This window comes from Shewanella sp. 1311 (genome assembly GCF_059338235.1).
The window spans coordinates 447,888-469,973 of record NZ_CM181686.1 but is presented as its reverse complement, the minus strand read 5'-3'; the positions used below and the strand labels follow the sequence as shown (position 1 = coordinate 469,973).

The following is a 22,086-nucleotide window of genomic DNA, read 5'->3' as shown; positions in this document are numbered from 1 at the left end:
TGGAGAAGAATTTGTCAGCGTTTCAATATGTGAGTGATGAAGCAAGCCTTAATGCCCTCGTTGCCCAATATAAACAGAGTAAGATACTCGTTTTAGATACCGAGTTTGTTCGTACTCGTACTTATTATGCCAAGTTAGGTTTGATCCAAGCCTATGATGGTAAAACCTTAGCTTTGATTGATCCGGTGGCTTTACCTGATTTAGCCCAGTTTTGGGCGCTGTTATCGGACCCTAATATCATTAAGTTAGTGCATTCATGCAGTGAAGACTTAGAAGTGTTTGCCCACTACGGTAAATGTCAGCCTACGCCTTTGTTTGATAGCCAAATTGCCGCCTCTTTGTGCGGTATGGGCCACGGTGTGGGTTATGCCAAGTTAGTTGAAACTTGCCTTGGTGAAGTGATCGATAAAGGCGAGTCGCGTACCGATTGGATCCGCCGTCCTTTAACGGAAGCACAGTTAAGCTACGCCGCTAATGACGTCTTGTATTTGTATCAGCTCTATCCTCAACTGGAAGCGAAACTCAGCAGCCAAGGGCGTTTAGCTTGGTTATACGAGGAAGGGGAGAGGATGACTCAGGGTAGGCTTGCCGATCCTGATCTCGACACTGCCTATTTGAAAGTGAAAAATGCTTTCCAACTGACTGAAATCCAATTGGCTTACCTTAAAGTGCTTGCTAAGTGGCGTCTTGAAAAAGCTTTAGTGCGTGATTTAGCTCTAGGTTTTGTGGTCAAAGATCATGGTCTTATCGCATTAGCGAAGAAGCAACCTAAATCCTCGGCCGACTTGTTTAAGCTCAATGATTTGACTGAACAAGAAAAACGTATTCACGGCAAAGACTTATTACGTGTGCTGCAAACCGCTGATTTGGTCAATTTACCCGAGTTAGTGGATGTGTTAGCGTTAAAATCAGGTTACAAATCGGCCTTTAAGGCGATTAAAAGCTGCTTAGTCGAGTTGTGCGAACAGCATGATGTGCCGCAGGAAATGCTCGGTTCTAAACGTCATATCCATGAGTTTTTGCAATGGCGTTGGGATAAGCAACAAGGGGATTTGCCCGCGGTGTTATGCGGATGGCGGGGCGAGATTGCCGCTGAGTCCCTAGCTAAGCTTGAGGTCTAAGGCTTTTAATCTAGTATTTAAATCTTGCGCGTGAAGTCTTGTACTTTATGCGCAGCATTTAAGCTGGAAAACAGCCAACAAAAAGCGTCATCTTCCACAGAAGATGACGCTTTTTGCGTAATCGACTTATCTGTCAGGCAATGTGACGTTAAGTTCGAGTACCGACAGGTTCGCGTCGTTTTGATCTAACTGCACAGAAACTTGATCATCAGAAATCTGCACATATTTACGAATAACGGCGATGATCTCTTGTTTCATCTGCGGGAAGTAATCGGGAGTGTCCCTTTGTCCACGTTGATGAGCCACAATGATCTGTAGGCGCTCTTTAGCCATTACCGCAGTGCTAGGCTTTTTCTTGCTTTTGAAATAGTCGAGTAAAGACATAATTAGCTACCAAATATCCGTTGTAAGAAACCTTTCTTTTCTTCCGTAATAAAGCGTACTGGTACATCTTCGCCCAGTAAACGTGCAACTGTGTCACTGTAGGCTAAACCTGCATCACTTTCTTGATCGATAATCACAGGCACGCCTGAGTTAGAGGCTTTCAGTACCGATTGTGATTCAGGGATCACGCCCAGTAATTCAATGGCCAGAATCTCTTTCACGTCGTCGACACTCAACATTTCGCCCGATTTTACACGGCTCGGTGAATAACGCGTCAGCAGTAAGTATTCTTTGATAGGCTCAAGGTTTAGCTCTGCACGACGGGATTTGCTCTGCAGCATCCCTAAAATACGGTCTGAGTCGCGCACTGAACTGACTTCTGGGTTCGTGGTCACAATGGCGATGTCGGCAAAATACAGTGCCATCATAGCGCCTTGCTCAATCCCCGCAGGTGAATCACACAGAATAAACTCAAAGTCTTTGGCTAAATCGTCCAGTACACGGCCGACGCCTTCTTTGGTCAGCGCATCTTTATCGCGAGTCTGTGAAGCGGGTAACACGAATAACTTGTCGCAGCGCTTATCTTTGATCAGCGCTTGATTTAAATTGGCTTCACCATTGATCACATTGACGAAGTCATAAACCACACGACGCTCGCAACCCATGATCAAGTCTAAATTCCGTAAACCAATATCGAAATCAATAACGACTGTCTTGTGTCCTTGCATGGCAAGACCGGTCGCAATCGCAGCACTCGATGTGGTTTTACCTACGCCGCCTTTACCTGAAGTGACAACAATAATTTGTGCCATGTTTCTCTCTATCCTTTGTTCTGCCATTTAGAGGGGCAATGATTCAACCATAAGCGACTCACCGTCTAGGCGAATGCAGCCGCTTTTATCTGAGCTATGTTGTTGTAGATTTTCAGCGAGCCAATATTGCCCTGCTATTGAAACGAGTTCGGCCTCCAGAGAGTGGGCTATGATGACGGCGGTGGTATCGCCCGCCGCGCCTGCCATGGCTTTCCCTCGCAATGCGCCATAGATATGAATGCTACCATCTGCGATGACTTCTGCGCCATTGCCTACCGCACCAAATATGATTAAATCACCATTTTTTGCGTAGACTTGTTGGCCTGAACGAATATTTTGCTTCACTATCTTAGTTTGACGCGGTGCAGGCGGTGGCGTACTGCTCTGTTTTCCGGCTTTGACTATGGCAAGGCCTAAGTCTTTAGCCTGTTTACTGAGTACGGTTGTCGCGCCCGTTATGCCAACAATCACTAATTGACGTGAGATCAGCAGATCCTTTAACGCACTTAAATTTAAGCTGTCGTGTTGGATCGCACTCAGATTGACGACTAAAGGAGCACCCAGAAAAAACTGAGGAGCTTGTGCCAACTTACTGTCTAATTCAGTCATGACAGCTTGTAAATCGCTGCTATTAATATGAAGCACTGAAAGAGTAAAAGAAGCGCCTTTTAACTCTAAGCTAGGTTTTGACATCCCGGCACTATTCTCCAGAAATCATCAGTCGGTTCGCTGATTTTACAATTAAATTACTAGGCGACCATGTTATAGTGTGCCCCATTGACTGGCAAGTTTGAACTATTGGATATTTGTACTCTTATGCTATGTGCCGTTTATAAAAGTAGCCGAAAGGCTGATACTTATTTATTTGTGAAGAAAAGAGATTGTTTTGATGATGTTCCAGCGCCTTTGATGGAAATGTTCGGCGTGCCAAAGCTGGTGATGGTATTTCCTATTGCGAAACGTGATGCGTTAGGCATGGCAGATATTCAAAAGGTAAGAGCTGCGATGGAAGAAAACGGCTTTTATTTACAAATTCCGCCACCTCAGGTGAATTTATTGGCCGAGCATAAGCTCAGTCTTGGGATCAAAGATTAAGCCAATAGCATAAAAATAACAGGAAGGTATATGCATCGATACCGTGCTTATCGAACCCAAGCTTATCAAACCAATGCTTTCCCAGTTAAGGTTTGTCACTTTGGGGTTTATCAGAATAAGCTTTATCGACTCGCAGCATATATCTTCGCTCCCATCAGGGCATTTGTCTGTTTCATCATTTGGCTGAGTGCGTGCAGTTTGCCAGCCATGGCGCAGCAGCCGGATGAGAAAATCAGCTTTAGTGATTATTTAATTCAGCTAAAGCAAGAAGCCCGTCTTCAGGGTATCAGCCAAACGACCTTAGATTTAGCCTTTCCCCAGATCAAACTCTTCAAAAAAGCCCGAGCTACAGACAGCCCCCAGACTGACAAAACTCACAACCTCGATACTTATCTCGCCGACACTGTGCCCGAGTGGAAAGTTGACACCGCACGTGTGCTGTTTAAAGAGCATGAACAACAACTCAACGCCATCGCCAGCCAATACGCTGTTCAGCCACGCTTCTTAGTCGCGCTCTGGGGGCTTGTCTCCGACTTTGGTGAAGCTTCTGGCGATTATCCTGTGATATCTGTGACGGCGTCACTGGCCTTTGGCGGCGAGCGCGAAGCTTTCTTCAAAAAAGAGTTTATGGCAGCGCTCAGCATAATGGATAAAGATCATATCGGTTTTCAAGATCTTAAAAGTCGTTGGAATGGCGCCATGGGACAAACGCAGCTGATGCCAACGGGTTATCTTGCCTATGGGCAGGACGGCGATGGTGACGGTAAGAAAGACATTTGGCACAACACACAAGATGCGTTTGCCTCCGCGGCGTATTTGCTACAGCAACTCGGTTGGAACGGCGATGATACTTGGGGGCGACAAGTACAAGTGCCTGCAACGCTTGATTTGGCAGTCGCTGGATTAGATAAACCCCAGTCCTTAGCCCAGTGGCAAACTCTCGGTATTCGCAAGTTTGATCATACCGATTTGCCGTCCCGCGAAGAAATCAAGGCCTCGCTAATCATGCCCGATGGTGTTACCGGTCGAAAATACCTCGTTTATGGCAATTACCGCGTATTAATGCACTGGCAGAATACCGATTATTTCGGGATTTCTGTCGCGCATCTGTCCGAGAGAATAAAGTATCCGCCGATAAACTAGTGTAAAATAGCTCGCATTAAGCGGGCTTTTTATTGAGAAGATACAGTTAATCATGGCATTTTGGCAGAGCAAAACATTAGCGCAGATGAGCGCAACCGAGTGGGAATCCCTGTGTGACGGTTGTGGTAAATGTTGTTTAAACAAGTTGATAGATGATGAAACCGAAGACTTGTATTACACCAATGCGGCCTGCCTTTTGCTCGATCATCAAACGGCGGGCTGTCAGCATTACAGTGACCGTTTCACCCATGTACCGCAATGTACTGTGATCACGATTGATAATATCCATGAGTTAACTTGGCTTCCCGACAGCTGCGCATATCGCCGCTTAGCGGCAGGACGTGAGCTACCGAGCTGGCATCCGCTGCTGACTGGCTCTAAAGAGGCGATGCATTTAGCGGGCATGTCGATCCAAGGTAAAGTAGTCGATGAAAGACGCGTGAAGGATATTGAAGATCATATCGTGCTATGGCCACTCAAAGATGTGGATTAACAGACGTGGATTAATTTTTACCGTCGCGTTGTCGATTGAAAAGTGACTTATTGATTGAAAAGTGAATTATTGGTTGAAACGACACTGGTTGATTGAAAAAACAGTAGTTGATTGGACCGTTACCGTCAAAATGAAAAAACAACAAGGGAGCGATTATCGCTCCCTGGTGCATTTTGGGTGTTAAGTGAATTTAAATTCCATCAAATAATGCTCGACTAGATTTTTAATCCCACCATCAACTGATCAAGCTGCCCAGCTGTTGCTTGCAGCTCATCACAACCTGAAACCGACTGGTTCGCCGATTGCTCCACATCGTGGGACTGGTTGCGGATTTCCATCAGATTAGTCGCAATCTCGTTGGCCACAGCCGATTGTTCTTCGGCCGAGGTGGCGATTAGCACACTCATTTCAAACACTTTATTACTGTGGTGGGCGATAAACTCTAAGTCTTTGCCCGTTTGCAGTACATGTTGTTTGCCTTCATTCGCTTGATTCACAGTACGGGACATCACTTGGGTTAGATTGCGCGTACCCGATTGCAGCGATTCGATCATGGTTTTGATCTCAACCGTCGCGGCTTGAGTGCGGCCCGCTAAGGTACGCACTTCATCGGCGACCACGGCAAAACCACGACCTTGTTCACCGGCGCGCGCCGCTTCAATCGCCGCGTTGAGGGCGAGTAGGTTGGTTTGCTGGGAAATCGCATTAATAGTTGATACCACTTCATCAATTTTACTGGCGTTGTCATTGAGTACGCCCACCGCATTCGAGGCTGAAGAAATTTCATCCGATAACACGTCAATAGCTTTGACTGTGGTTTCAATGTCTTTACCACCCGCGCTAACCTGTTGATTAGCCTCTTGGGTTTCGGCAGAAGATTGCTCGGCATTGCGGGCGACTTCCTTCACTGCGGCGGTCATTTCTTCCATCGCCGTTGCTAGGGAGTCCAAATGTTGTCTCTGGTTCACCGCCAAGGATTGACCTTGCTGCGCTGTACTACGAAACGAGGACACTACCTCGCGGATTTTCGTTGTCGACTCGGCGATTTGTTTCACTAACAGATGCTGACGCTCCACTAAGGCATCAATGCTGATGGCTAAGATACTGAATTCGTCCTTTACCTCGAAGAAGTTTAAACGTCCGGTTAAGTCACCCGATGCGGCGCGTTTTAATGCCATCACTGTGGTATAAAGTGCGCCGCCCACGAAGGTCGAAATGTAGTAACTAAATAAAAACAACACGAACAGAAGCGCCGCCATCAGGCCGTAAACCAGCAGGTTATCTTTGGCGAGCAAGGCATCAATTTCTTTGCTGTCTAAGGGAATAATCGTGATCAGGTTTTGATCGTTAACGCGACTCACAGCTCGAGGTTGCTTACCGCTATCATCAATACCGCCACCGCTGCGAGCTAAGGATTGCGCTTTGCTGTCGGCTTCATTCACCGAAATAATGCTGACATTGCCTTTGATTTCGCGACTTAGCTGGCTAAGGATAGTTTGGCGTTCTTGCTCTGGTAGTTTGTTATATAAGCTGCCAGTGACTTGGTTGATTTGTTGTGACGCATTTTGCAGACTGTTGAGCTGTCCTTGCACTAAGGTTTGCTGGGATTGGTTATCAAGAAAAATCGCCAGTCCAACAATCATTAGCATGGGAACGATAGAGAGAATAGCGAATTTAGTTTTTAAGGTCATATGGATAAGATATTGATCTATCCAGCGAAACTTTACTTCTTTCATGAGTGCCTCGATAAAATGGGCTGTGAACCGAATGTATATCGGTTAGTTTGCCATAGACTTGATAGTTTTCTGTTTTGTAATGATTTATATCGTTAATGTAGTCTAATTGCAGTCATTATTGTGTTGTTTGCTGCAATTTTGGCAGGGTACAGGCATTAGTTTACAGTTTAGTTACAAATGCTGCTAGTGGCTGAATAGGGAACTTGTTTCGGTCAGAATTGAGGTTTGGATTTCACCTTGAGCAAAACTCAGGCTCTGAACTGGGGTAACACATGAATTTGCATGATAAAAACCCCCAATAAGCCCTAGTAATATGCCGCTCGCTCGCGTAAAATTTCTATCCTTTTATTTCGTTATAGCTAGCAAAGCGTCTGGCATTAACGCCCGATAACCTGAGCACCCAAATAGCCTGAAAGTTTGGCGCCCATAGCACTTGTTTATCAAGCGCGACTATGCAGTGGAAGAGAAAATGCAGCAGTTAACTGAGATCGTAGAACAAGCCTTAGTCATTATTGACCAGGCCAGTGATCTAAAAGCACTGGATGATATCCGTGTCGATTACCTGGGTAAGAAAGGTAAGATCACCGACATGATGAAAATGATGGGTAGCTTAAGCCCTGAAGAAAAGCCAGCCTTTGGCCAAGCGGTCAATGATGCTAAACAGGCGATTCAACAAAAATTAACTGAGCGCATCGATGGTCTGAAGAGTTCGGAACTGGAAGCCAAATTAATCGCTGAAAAGATTGATGTGACTTTGCCAGGCCGCACCCAAGAGATCGGTGGCTTACATCCAGTGACGCGTACCATTGAACGTATCGAAACCTTTTTCGGGGAATTAGGGTTCTCGGTAAAGCAGGGTCCTGAAATTGAAGATGATTTCCACAATTTCGATGCACTGAATATCTCTGAACACCACCCTGCCCGTGCCGATCATGATACCTTTTATTTCAATCCTAAACTGATGCTGCGTACCCAAACCTCGGGCGTGCAAATCCGTACTATGGAAACTGAAAAGCCACCATTACGCATTATTTCACCGGGTCGTGTTTATCGTAACGATTACGATCAAACGCATACGCCAATGTTCCACCAAGTGGAAGGGCTGTTGGTTGATGAGCATGTGAACTTTGCCGAATTGAAAGGCATTTTGCATGACTTCCTGCGTAACTTCTTCGAAGAAGATCTGCAAGTGCGTTTCCGTCCATCTTACTTCCCATTCACTGAACCTTCAGCGGAAGTGGACGTGATGGGCAAAAATGGTAAATGGCTAGAAGTGCTTGGCTGCGGTATGGTACATCCGAATGTGCTGCGCAGCGTTGGCATAGATCCAGAAAAATACTCTGGTTTTGCTTTTGGTATGGGTGTCGAGCGCTTAACTATGTTGCGTTACGGCGTAAACGATTTACGTGCGTTTTTCGAAAACGACCTACGTTTCCTAAAGCAATTTAAATAACGGAGCTGTAATAGCATGAAATTTAGCGAATCTTGGCTTCGTGAATGGGTAAACCCTTCAGTCAGCCGTGAAGCATTATCCCACCAGATCACTATGGCCGGTCTCGAAGTCGATGACGTTGAAGCCGTCGCTGCCGACTTTAGCGGTGTGGTGATTGGTGAAGTGGTTGAGTGTGGTCAGCATCCCGATGCTGATAAACTGCGCGTGACCAAAATCAACGTTGGTGGTAGCGAACTTATCGATATCGTCTGCGGTGCACCAAACTGCCGTCAGGGTCTTAAAGTGGCCGTGGCTATGGTCGGTGCCGTATTACCTGGCGATTTCAAAATCAAGAAAGCTAAGCTGCGTGGCATGCCATCAGAAGGCATGTTGTGCTCGTACAGTGAGCTTGGCATTAACGTCGAAAGCGATGGCATTATCGAATTGCCATTGGACGCGCCACTTGGCACTGACATCCGCGATTATCTGCAACTTAATGATGCCGTTATCGATGTAGATTTAACGGCTAACCGTGCCGATTGCTTAGGCATGGCAGGTCTTGCCCGTGAAGTAGGCGTGTTAAACCGCCAAGCTGTGGTTGAGCCACAGTGGCAAGCCGTTACGCCAACGACAGATGCACAGGTCACGATTAACGTTAAGGCGCCAGCCGCTTGTCCACGTTATTTAGGCCGTGTGGTTAAAAACGTTAACGTTAAAGCGCCTACGCCATTATGGATGCAGGAAAAACTGCGCCGTAGCGGTATTCGCTCTATCGATCCTATCGTTGATATCACTAACTTTGTGTTGATTGAATTCGGTCAACCTATGCACGCTTTCGATCTTGCCAAGTTAACGGGCGATATCCAAGTGCGTTTAGGCACTGGCGAAGAGAAAATCACCCTGCTTGATGGCAGCGAAGTGACCATCCCAAGCGATACCTTAGTGATCGCCGATGATGCGCGTCCATTAGCCCTTGCAGGCGTGTTTGGCGGCGAATATTCAGGCGTGAGCGACACGACCCAAGACATACTGCTTGAATGTGCGTTCTTCGCGCCTCTTGCCATTATGGGTAAGTCACGTCGTTTAGGCTTGCACACAGATTCATCACACCGCTTTGAGCGTGGCGTTGACCCTGAGATGCAACACAAGGTTATTGACCGTGCGACCCGTTTAGTACTGGATATCTGTGGCGGTGAAGCAGGCCCTGTGGTGGAAGCGAAATCAGAGGCTGATTTACCCAAACCTGCACAAATCGTTTTACGTCGCAGCAAGTTAGATAGAATTTTAGGTCACCACGTGCCAGACACGGATGTGGTTGAAATTTTACAACGTCTAGGCTTCAATGTGGTTGCTGGGCAAGATAGCTGGCAGGTCACCACTGCGACTTATCGTTTCGATATGGCGATTGAAGAAGATTTGATTGAAGAAGTGGCGCGTATTTACGGTTATAACAATATCCCGAATATCGCACCCGTTGCCGCGCTGCGTATGTCAGATCATAAAGAATCTGACTTGAGCTTAAAACGCGTGCGTGCCTTATTGGTCGCTCGTGGCTTCCAAGAAGCGGTAACCTACAGCTTTGTCGATCCAAAACTGCAAAATCTGGTTCACCCTAGTTTAGAGGCAATGGTGTTACCAAACCCAATTTCCAGTGAAATGTCGGCCATGCGCCTGTCAATGTTCACCGGTTTATTGGCCGCCGTTGGCTACAACCAAAGTCGTCAACAGAGTCGCGTGAGACTTTTTGAAACTGGCCTGCGCTTTGTTCCTGATATCAATGCAGAATCCGGTGTAAGACAGCAAGCAATGCTCGCTTGTGTCATTACTGGGCTCCAAAATGATGAACATTGGGCTATGGAATCGAAAACTGTTGATTTTTTCGACCTTAAAGGTGATTTAGAAGCAATTATCGGCTTGACAGTTTCCGCATCAGAATTTAGCTTTAGAGGAGCGACGCATTCTGCTCTCCATCCGGGGCAATGTGCTGAAATATTGAGAAATGATCGAGTGATCGGTCATATAGGTGCAATCCATCCTAGTTTGGAGAAGCCTTTTGGACTCAATGGTAAAACCATCGTTTTTGAGTTGGAATTGGATGCTTTATTGCATACCAGTTTGCCGCTAGCCCAAGCTGTATCTAAGTTTCCAGCTAATCGTCGTGACATCGCAGTCGTAGTAGATGAGAGTGTATCTGCAGGTGATGTAATGAAATTGATAAGAAAAGTTGGCGAAAATCAGTTGGTTGGCATAAACTTGTTCGATGTATACTTAGGTAAAGGTGTTGAACCCGGCAAGAAGAGCCTGGCGATAGCACTTACATTACAAGACACTACTCGTACGCTTGAGGAAAAAGAGATTGCTGAGACCGTTGGTTCAGTCGTTTCTGCCCTTAAGTCCGAGTTCAACGCATCGTTGAGGGATTAAAGTATGGCACTTACCAAAGCCGAAATGGCAGAACATCTTTTTGAAACACTCGGAATGAACAAACGTGTCGCCAAAGAGATGGTTGAGTCGTTCTTTGAAGAGATTCGGGGCGCACTTGAAAGTGGTGAGCAGGTCAAGTTATCTGGCTTTGGCAACTTTGACCTTAGGGACAAGAATCAAAGACCGGGAAGGAACCCAAAAACAGGCGAAGATATCCCAATTTCTGCTCGTCGTGTCGTGACTTTCCGTCCCGGCCAAAAGCTGAAAACTCGTGTAGAAGCAGCAAACACGGGTAAGTAATTTCGTTTGTTTGATGGGAAAGCCACTCCTTAGAGAGTGGCTTTCCTGTTTATTTTTTTGTGCAATATCTCCATTATTTCTATCCACTGTCTGAGGTGAATTCTTTGTCAAGACAGCCCAAACATTTTGACCGTCGCTTTAAACTCGCCTTATTACACCCTAAATACTGGGCCACTTGGTTGGCGATTGGTCTATTAGTGATTTTCGGACTCATGCCCGCATGGCTGCGTGATCCCATTGCAAGATTATTGGCAAGATTAGTGATGCCGATTGCCAAAAAGCCCATTAGTGTTGCGAGAGCCAACTTAAGAGCGTGCTTTCCTGAACAATCTGCCGCCGAGAGCGAAGTGTTAATCCGTGAGAACGTACAAAACTTCGTTTTAGTCTTGTTAGCTCAAGGCGAATTGCTGGTGCGCTCAAAAGCGCATTTGCGTCGTCGAGTGAATTTAATCGGCTTTGAGCATGTGACGAAAGCACAAGCTGCGGGGCAACCGATCATTTTCATCATGCCCCATGTGTGGCCAATCGATTATGCTGGTTTACGCCTTAACCTTGAGTTGCCTATGGTGACTATGGCCAAAGCCCATAAGAATGGCTTATTCAATTGGTTTAGTAATCGTGTGCGCAGCAGTTGTGGTGGCCATGTATACATGCGCGAGGCGGGAATTCGTGCGTTGTTAGCTGAGCTTAAGCGCGGTAACAGTTTCTTTTATCTACCCGACGAAGATTTAGGCCCAGAACAAAGCGTGTTTGCGCCATTTTTAGGCACAGTGAAAGCAACTCTGCCTGTCGTTGGGCGTTTAGCACAGGCGGGTAATGCCCAAGTGCTACCTGTAAAGATTGGTTACAACCAAGCGACACGTCAGTTTGATCTCACTGTGATGACGGCCGTTGCGCCTGAAGACATGGTAGGCAAGGAAAACGAGGCGTTGGCGCTGAACAAAGTGGTCGAGCAAGTTATATTAGCTTATCCAGAGCAATATATGTGGTTCCTACGGGTGCTCAAGACGCGCCCAGAGGGGGAAGCTTCAATCTACGGTCTATGACGAGCCTATTAAGTTAATATGGCTAAAAATGGCTTTGAGCGCTCGGTGCTCAAAGCCATTTTTGTTTTGAGGGGTATTCTTGTTGATGGCACTTTTTATTGATTGAGATCTTGATCAACTCTGCTGTCGTTAACAATGCCAATTACAAATGAGGCACCTAATCTTCATCCTGCTCCATTTCAAGTTGCATCAGTAGCATGTCTTCGCCATCGAGTACGCGGGTGCGATAGCTTTGACACGCTGGGCAGACGACGGTGCGTTCACTCAGCACGGATTCGCTCTGGCAGTCTTGGCAAAGTATTACTAGCGGCTGAATTTGGATATTGAGCTGGGCAGCTTTGCAAATGCTATCGAGCTTAAAGGTATCGAAGGCGGTTTGTAGCAGGCTAGGTTCAACCCCGCTCATGACTCCTAGTTTGATATCCACTCGGGTGATTTTAGCGGCGTGATTGGCCAGCGCGTGCTGCTCGCATTGCTCAATCAGGGCACTCACAATCGAATATTCGTGCATCAGCAAATCCTTGGCAGCAGTTCACCCTGGGGAAGATCGAGATAACGCTTAGTATTCCATGGCGTTCTTAGTACGACTTTCCCCACTAAATCCTCACTCACTGTGCCGATTATCGCTGCATGCTCACAGCGGCCAAAGCGTTGCATGATCTCGAGCGCACCTAAGGCGATGTCGTTGGGGACGGCGAGGATGAAAGTGCCTTCGTTGGCAAGATCCATGGCTTCGAAACCATAGAGTTCACACAGGCCTTTGACTTCATCGCTGACGGGAATACTGGCCTCATTGACAGTAATGCCGACATTGGAGGCGACGGCCCATTCATTGAGCACAGCCGATAAGCCACCGCGAGTCGCATCGCGCATCGCATGAATGGGAATATTGGCGGCGATCAATTGCTCGACTATCGGCCAGAGCGTCGCGCAGTCACTTTGCAATGCCGATTCGAGCGTGAGTCCTTCACGCGCCATTAAAATCGCCGCGCCGTGGCAGCCAATATCACGGGAGACGATAATGGCATCGCCCACTGCAATGTTTGCCGCTGAGATGTTGGGACGCAGGATGCGACCAATGCCTGAGGTATTAATAAATAAACCATCGGCACAGCCCTTGGGCACAACTTTAGTGTCGCCGCAGACAATCCGCGCGCCACTTTGTTTGAGCTCTTTTGCCATGCTGCGGACAATAGTCGTTAAGTCATTGATAGAAAAGCCTTCCTCTATGATCACGCTACAGCTCAGATATTGAGGCTCTGCGCCCATCATAGCGAGATCGTTGACTGTGCCAGCGATAGCAAGTTTGCCGATATCGCCGCCGGCAAAAAACAAAGGTGAAACGGTAAAAGAGTCAGTGGTAAAGGCGTTGGCGCCGTGTAAATCGAGTTTGGCAGCGTCTTCTTCGCAACGAAGGATTGGATTATCAAATTCGGCAAAAAACAGATCACGGATCAGTTTATTCATTTCTTTGCCGCCACCGCCGTGGCTGAGTTGAATGGATTTATCTTTTAGCGTATCAGCCATGATGTGGCTCCTTGATATCGATACCTTGATAGCGGTAATAAGCGTTGCAAGCGCCTTCGGAGCTGACCATGCAGCTGCCTAGGGGCGTTTCGGGATTGCAGCCGCGGCCAAAAACTTTACAGTCCTTTGGTTTAGCAAGCCCACGAAGAATGTCGCCACACTGGCAGGCTTTGTGATCGTCAATTTCCTTCACGGGTAAGCGGTCTTTAAAGCGCAGTTCGGCGTCTCTATGAGCATATTCGGGTTTGAGCTGCAGCGCTGAATTGGGGATTGGGCCAAGGCCACGCCAGCGAAATTGTGGTCTGACATTAAAGAATTGATTCACTTTGGCCTGCGCCGTGAGGTTACCACCTTCCGATACCGCGCGGCTGTATTGGATATCGAGCTCCGCTTTGCCCGCGGCTTTTTGGCGCACAATCCGTAAAATAGACTCCATCACATCAACGGGTTCAAATCCTGCGACGACCACTGGCGTGCCATAGTTTTCGACTGTGCTGCGATAGATTTTGGCGCCGCTGATCACGCTCACATGGGCGGGGCCAATAAAGGCATTCACTCTGGCTTTCGGGTCGTGCATCACGGCATCAATCGCGGGCGGCACTAATACATGATTAATATGGAATAACAGATTTTCGAGTTTTTCGTGCTCGGCCAGCTGCAATAAAATTGCTGTCATTGGGGTTGAGGTTTCAAAGCCAATGGCGAAAAACACCACGGTTTTATCGGGATTATCGCGGGCAATTTTGAGCGTATCTAAGGGATCATAAATCGGCCGAATATCGCAGCCTTTCGCCCTAAAACTGGCTAAGGACCCCTTAGAACCGGGCACTCGGATCATATCGCCCAGCGTCACTAAGATGACATTCTCCTGGGAGGCCAGCGCCGCCGCTTGGTCAATGCGCTCTTTCGGCATAATGCACACAGGACAACCTGGGCCGTGGATAAACTCAATATTATCAGGCAGTAAATCCAGCAAGCCGTATTTCATAATAGTGTGGGTATGGCCGCCACAGACTTCCATGATATTGATTTGTTGCTTAACCAATTTAGCGGTTAACTGAATATCCCGCGCTAAATTGGTAATCGTTTGGGGATCGCGAAAGCCTTGATAGAGGTGTTTTAGTTCAAGCATGCTCTTTCCTCGGTGCACTCGATAGAGTGCGTGCCTTGCTACTCAATCTTGCACTGTTGATGGTCAGTGTATGGCTTCGTTTTCGAGTTTAGTGACGATTTCTTGGTATAGGTCAATGCTTTGCTGCGCATCTTCCTTATCGATTTTGTTCATCACAAAGCCAATATGGATCAGCACATAATCGCCAATTTCCAGCGGCTCATTCATTAAATGACTGCTGACATCGCGGCGCACGCCTAAGGTATCGACCGTGACACTCTGGCGTTCAATATCGACCGCCACCACTTGGGAAGGTATGGACAAGCACATTATTGTGCACCTCTAATATTGTCTTTAAGCCAAGCCGCCACAGCCTGCATGGAGTTGCCATCTTTAATGGAGACTTCAATGATTTGAGTTGCTGGATTGAGTTTTTTAAGCTGTGCTCTGGCTTCGTCCAGCTTGAAATCAAAATAGGGCAGTAGATCGCACTTGGTGATAAAAACTACATCGGCGCGGCGGAACATCACGGGATATTTTTCAATCTTATCATCGCCTTCAGGCACTGACAGCAGCACGATATTTTTGTGGGTACCCACGTCATAACTGGCTGGGCAGACGAGATTACCGACGTTTTCAACGAAGCAAATATCCAGTCCATCAAGTGGTAAGTGATGCAGGGCACCGTGCACCATAAAGGCGTCAAGGTGACAGGCCGAGCCCGTTTGAATTTGATAGGCTGTAATGCCTTTCGCGATTAAGCGGTCGGCATCTCGGGAGGTTTCTAAGTCGCCTTCAATCACCGCATAGTTGAGCTTGGTGTATTCTTTGAGATTTTCTAATAGGGTAGTTTTACCGCTGCCTGGACTACTCATGATGTTGAAGGTCGTGACCTTATGTGCCTCAAAGTGGGCACGGTTATGACCGGCTTCGACATCATTTTTATCTAAAATCTTGTGGATGACTGACAAGGTTTTTTTATCGTTTAACTGAGGATTGGTGTGTAACTCGCTATGACTATGTGATGAGCTATGGGATGCGTCATGCTCATGGCCGTGCCCGTGATCATGGCTATGGTCATGACTATCAACATGTGAGTGCGCGCCTAAATGATCATGATCTTGGCGGGTAAGGGAGCAGCCGCAGTCTTTACACATTTTACCTCTCCTTGAATCGGCAGAGTGCGAGGACTTTGCCTGACGAATTGTGAATGCTGATATACGGATCGTTAATTTGGTTACGCTAATGTTGAGTGTGATACAAATTGCGCTGCAGATCTTTGATGTTCGTCAGGTTTATGGGGATAAAAAATGACCGCGCGATATTCGTCGGTCATTTAGTGTGATCGTCTATAACAGGTAGAGGCTCAGACTCAGTTGAGCAACAGTCATCTATTGAAAGGTGAAAACTACTTTTGGTGGATTGCTCGCAAGAACAAAGGTGCAGCAACAGAGTTTACTGGTATAAAGTATTGAATATAAAAATATTATCCAGGCTCTCCAGTTTGGTTATGTCATGAATTAGAGATGGTTTTTAACCGTTAAATTCACTGGAGTAAAACCATTCGCTAAAAATTTGGCATCAGCAAATTCTTATCAATATTTCAAAAATAATATGCGGAGAAAGCTTAAGAGCTAAAAATTAATTCAAAGTATAATGTATCAATGCGTGATTATTCTGTTTATTAGGGTGAGGATTTGAGTCCAAGATAAATCTACAGGAGAGGCTTTCTTAGTGATTTGATTGATATTGTGTTAATTTTGATAATTAACTTCGGTAATTAAATACCTACTGTTCAATCTCATATTTATTAATGTGTTTTTAGCGAATACGTTCAGTTTAAAAACTATGTTATTTACTTATTTCGTATTATTGACTCTGCCTCGTTCGAGCCTAAAATTACGCAGGTTAGGATATATTTAACATGGAATAGTGAGGTTTTTTAAATGCAAGAAATGATAAAAAATGTGTATGGTGATACCACTGCCGTTGAGTTCAAACCAGAAATTCCGTTTGATCTTGGTGGAGATCAACCGCTTGACTGTATTTCTGCTTATCACATTACGGAGCCAGTATCACATTGGTTGTATGTTACCGAAGGATTTAAGCAATTTGGCTTTGAGCTGACTTTTCGTTTGAAATCAAATGATGAAACAGCGCCAGAATGGCCTATTTCAATGCTAAATGGACTTGCTACTTACGTATTCACACAAGAAAGACATCTTACAGTCGGTGAGATGATTGACTTCAAAAGACCATTAGTCAATCAGCCAGATTGTTTTCTTACAACCTTGATGATGACTGAAGAGCCAAAACTTAAAAGTGCTGACGAGTCGGTTAAAATTTTACAAATCGTGCCTATTACCCCTGATGAAGCAATGGCTGCAAAAGGCTGGTTAACCGAAAAGTTTTTAAAACTGATCGAAATTCAGATTAAATATGGACTCACTGATCTGAGACGTTTCAGTCTGTTAATTCAAGATAATATTGCTAATGCAATAGCACGGGGACGAGATAAAGACGGCTCAGATACAGATAGCGTTCCATCATCAAAAATTTATTTTAATATTTCAGAGCCGCGTAAGGCTCGTGTTGAATTTGATGCTTTAGCAGGTTTCCATTTACTTTCTGTTATGCCAGGTCGTATTCCACATGAGAAAGAACTGCATATCATTAGTCCAGAGCACAATATTACTTTTATTCCAAGTGACGAAGGTATGGTTAAAGGCGTTAATGACACTTGGGTTGAAGTCTATATGACGCCGGATATGTATAGAGAGTTCTATGACAATCTTGAGGTAAAACGGAAGAAGTTTTACCTTTCAGGTTTTGATGGAATTGAGTTTGCCGTTAATGATACTTACTTGCGAGATCATGAAGGTTCTATCAGTGGCGTGCAACAGTGGCGTTAGTTTTTTAAGAACGCTGTAGTGAGCACTCTGTGCTCGCAATTGTGTTGAAGAATAAAACGAGCCTCAATGAGGCTCGTTTTTATTTTCTTCATCACTGCTACACGCTTAGGTTTTATCGTGATTAGTTTCTATGCATCCCATACCAGAGTTGGCCTAGGGCGATGCCGCCATCATTGATGGGGATCTGTTGACTGGATAACACTTGATTGCCTTGGGTGCTTAGCTTGCTCAGGCAGTATTCCAATAGGTATTTATTTTGGAATACGCCGCCGCAGAGTACGGTTGGGAGGTGTTTGTACTGGGCGGCATAGTCGCAGATAGCATCGCCTAATGTGTGTAAAAAGGCGCGGGCGATGGCATCTCGTCTGTTGTCTGTTAGCGGTTTTTCAGTCATTAATTTAACAATCTGCTTGAACATTTCACTGCTGCGCCACTGGTCGACGTCAAGAGGTAAGTTAAGCGAAATGGCTTCAAGGGCTAATGCATCGGCGCGATTGGCCGCAGCTTCTATCGCCATTCCCGCTTGACCTTCAAATTGTGTGGTTTCGATTAAGCCTAAGCCTAAGGCGCAGGCGAGGGCATCGAACAGTCGCCCGACAGAGGAGGTTTTTATCGCGCTACCGTTCTGCCAGATCTTATGTAAGTTAGTCAGAGTGTTTGGGCGCATGTTGTTTAATATAGGTAATTGCAATGCGAGTACAGCATCAAGGCTCATTTGCTCGAACAATAATGCCAGTAATAACCTCACTGGTTGCTTAATGGCTTGCTCGCCGCCCAGCAGGGCTATAGGTTCAAAATGGGCCAGTCGCTGCGCTTTATCCAGCGTGGTTAATAGCACTTCACCGCCCCATAAACTGCCATCGTCGCCAAGCCCAGTGCCATCAAAACTAAAGCCCAATACGGGATCTCGATATTGATTAACTGCCATTACACTGAGCACATGGGCATGGTGATGTTGCACAGTGAAACATTGGCTTTGGCTGGTATTGATGAGTTCTACACTCGAGTTTGAGTGCATTTCAGCCCAGCGCGATGGGGCATAATCTGGGTGTTTATCGCGAACAATGAGATTGGGCGCAAAGTGATACAGCCGCGCGAAGGTCGCTAAGGTGCGCTCAAAATACTGCTCGGCGCTGACACTGAATAAATCGCCAATATGGGGACTTAAAAACACATTATTGCCAAAGCCTAGGGCGATAGCATTTTTTTGCTGTGCGCCCACGGCCAAAATTGATTGGGTTAGCGGTGTATCAAGTGGGAAACTTAAGGGCGCATAACCACGGGCGAGACGCAGTATTTGCAGCTCTGCAGGCGAATCCATGTTGGGCTGAATTACCTGCACCACACTGTCATCGCAGCCATTAATAATCGGCCGATTATGATCGACTATCGCATCCATCACATGGCTTAAGTGGTGAATAAGCTCATCACAATCTGTGATGATTGGCTCACCTGACACATTGGCGCTGGTTGCGACCAATGGCCCTTTGAAGAGATCTAACAGCAAATGATGCAGTGGAGTGTAGGGCAAAAATACCCCGAGTTTATTCAGATTGGGGGCGACCGCTGGGCTTAGATCATGTTCGGCACGGCTATTCATCAGCACTATGGGTCTTTCCTGCGAACTCAGTACTCGCCACTCGGCATCCGTACCTGTGACATAGTGCTGCGCCATCTGGATATCCGCCATCATCACCGCTAGCGGCTTGGCTTGGCGCTGTTTTCGCAGCCGGAGAGTGTTGACTGCTTTGTCACTTCGGGCATCACAGATTAAGTGAAATCCGCCCAGTCCCTTAATTGCTAGAATGTGTCCTTGGTGTAACCTGTCAGCCGCCGCTGTCAGTACCGCAAGGTCCGTACTCAATTCAGGTGCGCTGACATTTGAGGTATTGGGAATGATGTATTCCCCTTGCGGTGTTTTTAAACTGAGCCTGGGGCCGCAGACTGGGCAACTGACTGGCTGAGCATGATAGCGGCGGTCGAGTGGGTTTTGATATGCTTTGGCGCACTCGGGGCACATGTCAAAATCGGCCATGGCGGTACTGTGGCGATCATAGGGTAAGGCATTGATTATGGTGTATCTTGGGCCGCAATTTGTGCAGTTGGTAAAAGCATAGCCAAAGTGGCGATCATCAGGATTATGCATGTCGTTCAAGCAATCTTGGCAGGTACTTTTATCCGCAGATACCGCCACCTGCGCGCCTATCGGTGAACTTGGGTCATCGTCCTCATGGCTGTCGCTTTTTATAATTTCAAATGTGGTTTCGCCTAGCAAAATCGGCAGCGGTGTTTGGGTGATATTGTCGATACGGGCCAGTGGCGGCGGGGTGGTATTGAGCGTTGTGATAAATTGCGTGAGGTTTTCTTCCGTGCCTTGCAGCTCAATGGTCACGCCCTTGGCATTGTTGAGCACAGTACCTGTCAGTTGACACTCAAGGGCATAACGATAGACAAAGGGGCGAAATCCCACCCCTTGCACTATGCCAGTGATGTGCAGCTGACAACGCTTTAGCGCGGCACCCTTGTGGACAAGGTATTCCAATGCCAGCCTGCGCTTTATCTGCAGATCACTGTGTTTTTTGTGGCGACTATTATGTCTATGTGGCTGCATGCGTTGTGACTTAACTTTTGGCCTCCTAATCATGGGTATTCAGTTGGCGCTGCTTAACGTAAAGTGCGCCAACGGCTAAGTTATCGCCGTCTAAATCTAGACTACGATTGATCACTAAGGGGAAGTTTTTGCCTAAGCGTAAACTGATGCGTTTACACAGGGTTTCATTCGTTAATTCATTGCCCGCTAAGGCAACATTGTGCACGCCGATATTTAAATCGATATGTTCTAACCAGTTAGAAAGATAGTCCGCCAGCGAGTCTTGAATCGCAAAGGCGAGTTGACTCGGGTCGTCATTACCTGCGATACGAAAACTCAAGACTGTGCCTAAGGTTTTACACCAATTTAGGCTGCGGTGGGCTTCACCTTTGGTCAGGGGATAATCGATACGCGGGGCATTGGCACCGTGGTAACGCATGGCGGCGGCCATCAGTGCATCGCTGAGTTTTTCTTGGCTTTGCGTTTCTTCTTGGGGATTGAGGCCAATTAAAATGGCGGCAATGGCCCACAGACTTTGCAAGTTGTCCCGTCTGCCGTGAAGCTTTAGGCTCAGGAGTTTTAGGTAATCGTCGGGGAACAGGCTTTTAAACTTCTGTGCCACGGCTTTTTGTGGGCTGCTGTCCAGTTGATGGAAAATTTCGTAACCGTTATCCGGCAGCTCGGGCAGTGCAAAGAAGAGTTCAGTGTCGCCCTTATTATCGCAGGTGACAATTTGACTGGCGTGGGTATGGCTTAAGTAAATGACCGCGGCATTTTTTGCCTGTCTGTGGCTGGTAAATTTACCGTTGAGTAAGGCACTGAATAACGCTGCGTCCGCGATGGTATGATTTTCGGTATCGCTAGCGTGTGGCGTGCCAGCATGTTCAACTTCAGTGTGAGCTGCTTCTGCGTTAGCGGCAAAGGTGTTAGCAGCATGAGTCGCTTCATTCGATTGAGGTAATACCGCCACACTCAGTTCGCCTTGATGGGAACGTGACCGTTTCGCCGCCTGCCATTGGGCTTGATAACAGTGAAGGCTGACTTTTTCCCTTAAGGGTTCTGGGGCGATAAAGTGCTTGGTTTGAGCCTGCGTTGAGCCTAAATCTTTGCTAGCAATTTGCGCCCAAGCGCCATCGACCCACGCGAGTTTCGGCCTATTATGCTTACCTTGGATATAAACCCAATCGATCCCTTTTTGCCGCAATACTTCGGCAAGTACTAAAATCACCCGGCTGTAGGCAAAGCAAATGTCGTACAGTGGCGCACTGAGTTTGTCGTGCTCTTGCGTGGGTCTGGCGCAGATAAGCGGCTTTTCAATACTGGAAAGCGCGAGCACCTGTGAATCGTTCAGGCAGAAATGGGCGTTTAGCGTATTGGGATTACAAATTAACAGTTGTGGCCGCTCGCCTAAGGGCTGAGCAAACGGTGTCAGACTAAGTTGCAGATCATCGGCGGCCGCTAATGCCAGTGGGCCTTGTGTCAGCAGCCCCTGTGCCATGGCTTTTATATCTGACAAGGTTAAGGCTTTTTGCGCTGGCGTTAATTGTGTTTCGCCCTTGCAGCAAGGGCAGGCTAAATCTAGCATGCCAAACTTCGCCGATTGATTATCGCCAATCAGCGGATAACATTGCTGGCAAAAAGGCGCGATGGCAGGACTTGATCCAGACTGTGAGTAGGGCAGTAAGGTTTTGCCGCCTTGGGGCTCGTCGATGACCTTAATGCCGGAGTCAATCAACCAAGCAGAAATCAAAAAGTCCGCGGCAATGGCATCGGCCAGTTGCTCGAGTTGAGTCTGCTCGCCCTGGGCTTCAATAAAGTAACTGTGCTGACCAAAGTCATGTAGGCCATCACAGCCTATGCTGATGTTCAGCGCATCGTAATTTAGGTATTGATTACATAAATGCGCGTACAAAGGCACCTGACGTGAGCAGGTAAAATCGAATCTGATGTTTTTCATTTT

At 46.8% G+C, this 22,086-nt stretch carries 20 protein-coding genes; 9 read left to right on the top strand and 11 right to left on the bottom strand.

The window, feature by feature from the left end; all coding sequences use genetic code 11:
• Positions 1-11 precede the first annotated feature (11 nt).
• Positions 12-1,121 (top strand): ribonuclease D, encoded by a 1,110-nt coding sequence (gene rnd, locus AC5YB3_RS02135; protein ID WP_494526461.1) that lies wholly within the window; start codon positions 12-14, stop codon positions 1,119-1,121.
• Between the two features lie 126 nt (positions 1,122-1,247).
• Here rnd and minE read toward each other — a convergent pair whose 3' ends face one another.
• Genes minE through minC form a run of 3 tightly spaced genes read right to left on the bottom strand, consistent with a single transcriptional unit; the run spans position 1,248 to position 3,010 of the window.
• A complete protein-coding gene (gene minE / locus AC5YB3_RS02130; RefSeq protein WP_006081361.1) occupies positions 1,248-1,505 on the bottom strand; it encodes a cell division topological specificity factor MinE in 258 nt (85 codons plus the stop codon).
• Between the two features lie 2 nt (positions 1,506-1,507).
• Positions 1,508-2,317 (bottom strand): septum site-determining protein MinD, encoded by an 810-nt coding sequence (gene minD, locus AC5YB3_RS02125; protein ID WP_006081362.1) that lies wholly within the window; start codon positions 2,315-2,317, stop codon positions 1,508-1,510.
• 27 nt (positions 2,318-2,344) lie between these two features.
• Positions 2,345-3,010: a septum site-determining protein MinC gene (gene minC / locus AC5YB3_RS02120; protein WP_087486474.1), complete on the bottom strand. Its 666-nt coding sequence runs from the start codon at positions 3,008-3,010 to the stop codon at positions 2,345-2,347.
• A 123-nt stretch (positions 3,011-3,133) separates the two neighbouring features.
• Here minC and AC5YB3_RS02115 point away from each other — a divergent pair, with 123 nt between their 5' ends.
• The 3 genes from AC5YB3_RS02115 to AC5YB3_RS02105 are packed head-to-tail and all read left to right on the top strand — an operon-like array spanning position 3,134 to position 5,048.
• Positions 3,134-3,412, top strand: coding sequence for a YcgL domain-containing protein (locus AC5YB3_RS02115; protein WP_006081364.1), 279 nt, complete (start codon positions 3,134-3,136; stop codon positions 3,410-3,412).
• 30 nt (positions 3,413-3,442) lie between these two features.
• Complete coding sequence (locus tag AC5YB3_RS02110) at positions 3,443-4,555, top strand: lytic murein transglycosylase (protein WP_494526460.1); 1,113 nt, start codon at positions 3,443-3,445, stop codon at positions 4,553-4,555.
• A gap of 52 nt (positions 4,556-4,607) precedes the next feature.
• The gene (locus AC5YB3_RS02105; protein ID WP_006081366.1) at positions 4,608-5,048 is read left to right on the top strand and encodes a YcgN family cysteine cluster protein; all 441 of its coding nucleotides are present in this window, start codon (positions 4,608-4,610) and stop codon (positions 5,046-5,048) included.
• 215 nt (positions 5,049-5,263) lie between these two features.
• Here the strand turns inward: AC5YB3_RS02105 and AC5YB3_RS02100 are convergent, their stop codons facing one another.
• Entirely contained in the window at positions 5,264-6,784 is a 1,521-nt protein-coding gene (locus tag AC5YB3_RS02100) for a methyl-accepting chemotaxis protein (protein ID WP_494526459.1), read from the bottom strand.
• 469 nt (positions 6,785-7,253) lie between these two features.
• Here AC5YB3_RS02100 and pheS point away from each other — a divergent pair, with 469 nt between their 5' ends.
• The 4 genes from pheS to lpxM all read left to right on the top strand — a co-directional run bounded on the left by pheS (position 7,254) and on the right by lpxM (position 11,986).
• Positions 7,254-8,237 carry a phenylalanine--tRNA ligase subunit alpha gene (gene pheS / locus AC5YB3_RS02095; protein ID WP_006081368.1) on the top strand — a complete coding sequence of 328 codons (984 nt, stop codon included), beginning with the start codon at positions 7,254-7,256 and terminating at the stop codon, positions 8,235-8,237.
• A gap of 15 nt (positions 8,238-8,252) precedes the next feature.
• Positions 8,253-10,640, top strand: a complete 2,388-nt coding sequence (gene pheT, locus AC5YB3_RS02090; RefSeq protein ID WP_115334808.1) for a phenylalanine--tRNA ligase subunit beta — start codon at positions 8,253-8,255, stop codon at positions 10,638-10,640.
• A gap of 3 nt (positions 10,641-10,643) precedes the next feature.
• Entirely contained in the window at positions 10,644-10,940 is a 297-nt protein-coding gene (gene ihfA, locus AC5YB3_RS02085) for an integration host factor subunit alpha (protein ID WP_006081370.1), read from the top strand.
• A gap of 104 nt (positions 10,941-11,044) precedes the next feature.
• Positions 11,045-11,986: a lauroyl-Kdo(2)-lipid IV(A) myristoyltransferase gene (lpxM, locus tag AC5YB3_RS02080; protein ID WP_494526458.1), complete on the top strand. Its 942-nt coding sequence runs from the start codon at positions 11,045-11,047 to the stop codon at positions 11,984-11,986.
• A gap of 157 nt (positions 11,987-12,143) precedes the next feature.
• Here the strand turns inward: lpxM and hypA are convergent, their stop codons facing one another.
• From hypA to hypB, 5 genes are all read right to left on the bottom strand, one after another.
• Positions 12,144-12,497, bottom strand: coding sequence for a hydrogenase maturation nickel metallochaperone HypA (gene hypA / locus AC5YB3_RS02075; RefSeq protein WP_413472110.1), 354 nt, complete (start codon positions 12,495-12,497; stop codon positions 12,144-12,146).
• A complete protein-coding gene (hypE, locus tag AC5YB3_RS02070; protein WP_012089009.1) occupies positions 12,497-13,513 on the bottom strand; it encodes a hydrogenase expression/formation protein HypE in 1,017 nt (338 codons plus the stop codon). Before hypE ends, hypA begins: the two co-directional genes overlap by 1 nt.
• The gene (gene hypD, locus AC5YB3_RS02065) at positions 13,506-14,645 is read right to left on the bottom strand and encodes a hydrogenase formation protein HypD (protein WP_494526457.1); all 1,140 of its coding nucleotides are present in this window, start codon (positions 14,643-14,645) and stop codon (positions 13,506-13,508) included. Before hypD ends, hypE begins: the two co-directional genes overlap by 8 nt.
• 63 nt (positions 14,646-14,708) lie before the next feature.
• On the bottom strand, positions 14,709-14,954 hold the full coding sequence (locus AC5YB3_RS02060; RefSeq protein ID WP_011846641.1) for a HypC/HybG/HupF family hydrogenase formation chaperone: 246 nt from the start codon (positions 14,952-14,954) through the stop codon (positions 14,709-14,711).
• Positions 14,954-15,781 (bottom strand): hydrogenase nickel incorporation protein HypB, encoded by an 828-nt coding sequence (gene hypB / locus AC5YB3_RS02055; RefSeq protein ID WP_494526456.1) that lies wholly within the window; start codon positions 15,779-15,781, stop codon positions 14,954-14,956. Before hypB ends, AC5YB3_RS02060 begins: the two co-directional genes overlap by 1 nt.
• Before the next feature lie 789 nt (positions 15,782-16,570).
• Here hypB and AC5YB3_RS02050 point away from each other — a divergent pair.
• Complete coding sequence (locus AC5YB3_RS02050; RefSeq protein WP_494526455.1) at positions 16,571-17,536, top strand: suppressor of fused domain protein; 966 nt, start codon at positions 16,571-16,573, stop codon at positions 17,534-17,536.
• Between the two features lie 121 nt (positions 17,537-17,657).
• Here AC5YB3_RS02050 and hypF read toward each other — a convergent pair whose 3' ends face one another.
• Positions 17,658-20,180 carry a carbamoyltransferase HypF gene (gene hypF, locus AC5YB3_RS02045; protein WP_494526454.1) on the bottom strand — a complete coding sequence of 841 codons (2,523 nt, stop codon included), beginning with the start codon at positions 20,178-20,180 and terminating at the stop codon, positions 17,658-17,660.
• Complete coding sequence (locus tag AC5YB3_RS02040) at positions 20,173-22,083, bottom strand: NiFe hydrogenase (RefSeq protein ID WP_494526453.1); 1,911 nt, start codon at positions 22,081-22,083, stop codon at positions 20,173-20,175. Before AC5YB3_RS02040 ends, hypF begins: the two co-directional genes overlap by 8 nt.
• Between the last annotated feature and the right edge of the window lie 3 nt (positions 22,084-22,086).

What these genes read in the sequence shown, in the direction of transcription:
- ihfA (WP_006081370.1), top strand. Translation starts at nt 10,644, where the DNA reads ATGGCACTTACCAAAGCCGAAATGGCAGAACATCTTTTTGAAACACTC.
- pheS (WP_006081368.1), top strand. Translation starts at nt 7,254, where the DNA reads ATGCAGCAGTTAACTGAGATCGTAGAACAAGCCTTAGTCATTATTGAC.
- hypA (WP_413472110.1), bottom strand. Translation starts at nt 12,497, where the DNA reads ATGCACGAATATTCGATTGTGAGTGCCCTGATTGAGCAATGCGAGCAG.
- pheT (WP_115334808.1), top strand. Translation starts at nt 8,253, where the DNA reads ATGAAATTTAGCGAATCTTGGCTTCGTGAATGGGTAAACCCTTCAGTC.
- AC5YB3_RS02115 (WP_006081364.1), top strand. Translation starts at nt 3,134, where the DNA reads ATGCTATGTGCCGTTTATAAAAGTAGCCGAAAGGCTGATACTTATTTA.
- AC5YB3_RS02110 (WP_494526460.1), top strand. Translation starts at nt 3,443, where the DNA reads ATGCATCGATACCGTGCTTATCGAACCCAAGCTTATCAAACCAATGCT.
- AC5YB3_RS02100 (WP_494526459.1), bottom strand. Translation starts at nt 6,784, where the DNA reads ATGAAAGAAGTAAAGTTTCGCTGGATAGATCAATATCTTATCCATATG.
- hypF (WP_494526454.1), bottom strand. Translation starts at nt 20,180, where the DNA reads ATGATTAGGAGGCCAAAAGTTAAGTCACAACGCATGCAGCCACATAGA.
- AC5YB3_RS02050 (WP_494526455.1), top strand. Translation starts at nt 16,571, where the DNA reads ATGCAAGAAATGATAAAAAATGTGTATGGTGATACCACTGCCGTTGAG.
- hypD (WP_494526457.1), bottom strand. Translation starts at nt 14,645, where the DNA reads ATGCTTGAACTAAAACACCTCTATCAAGGCTTTCGCGATCCCCAAACG.
- AC5YB3_RS02060 (WP_011846641.1), bottom strand. Translation starts at nt 14,954, where the DNA reads ATGTGCTTGTCCATACCTTCCCAAGTGGTGGCGGTCGATATTGAACGC.
- minE (WP_006081361.1), bottom strand. Translation starts at nt 1,505, where the DNA reads ATGTCTTTACTCGACTATTTCAAAAGCAAGAAAAAGCCTAGCACTGCG.
- AC5YB3_RS02040 (WP_494526453.1), bottom strand. Translation starts at nt 22,083, where the DNA reads ATGAAAAACATCAGATTCGATTTTACCTGCTCACGTCAGGTGCCTTTG.
- hypB (WP_494526456.1), bottom strand. Translation starts at nt 15,781, where the DNA reads ATGTGTAAAGACTGCGGCTGCTCCCTTACCCGCCAAGATCATGATCAT.
- minC (WP_087486474.1), bottom strand. Translation starts at nt 3,010, where the DNA reads ATGTCAAAACCTAGCTTAGAGTTAAAAGGCGCTTCTTTTACTCTTTCA.
- AC5YB3_RS02105 (WP_006081366.1), top strand. Translation starts at nt 4,608, where the DNA reads ATGGCATTTTGGCAGAGCAAAACATTAGCGCAGATGAGCGCAACCGAG.
- minD (WP_006081362.1), bottom strand. Translation starts at nt 2,317, where the DNA reads ATGGCACAAATTATTGTTGTCACTTCAGGTAAAGGCGGCGTAGGTAAA.
- hypE (WP_012089009.1), bottom strand. Translation starts at nt 13,513, where the DNA reads ATGGCTGATACGCTAAAAGATAAATCCATTCAACTCAGCCACGGCGGT.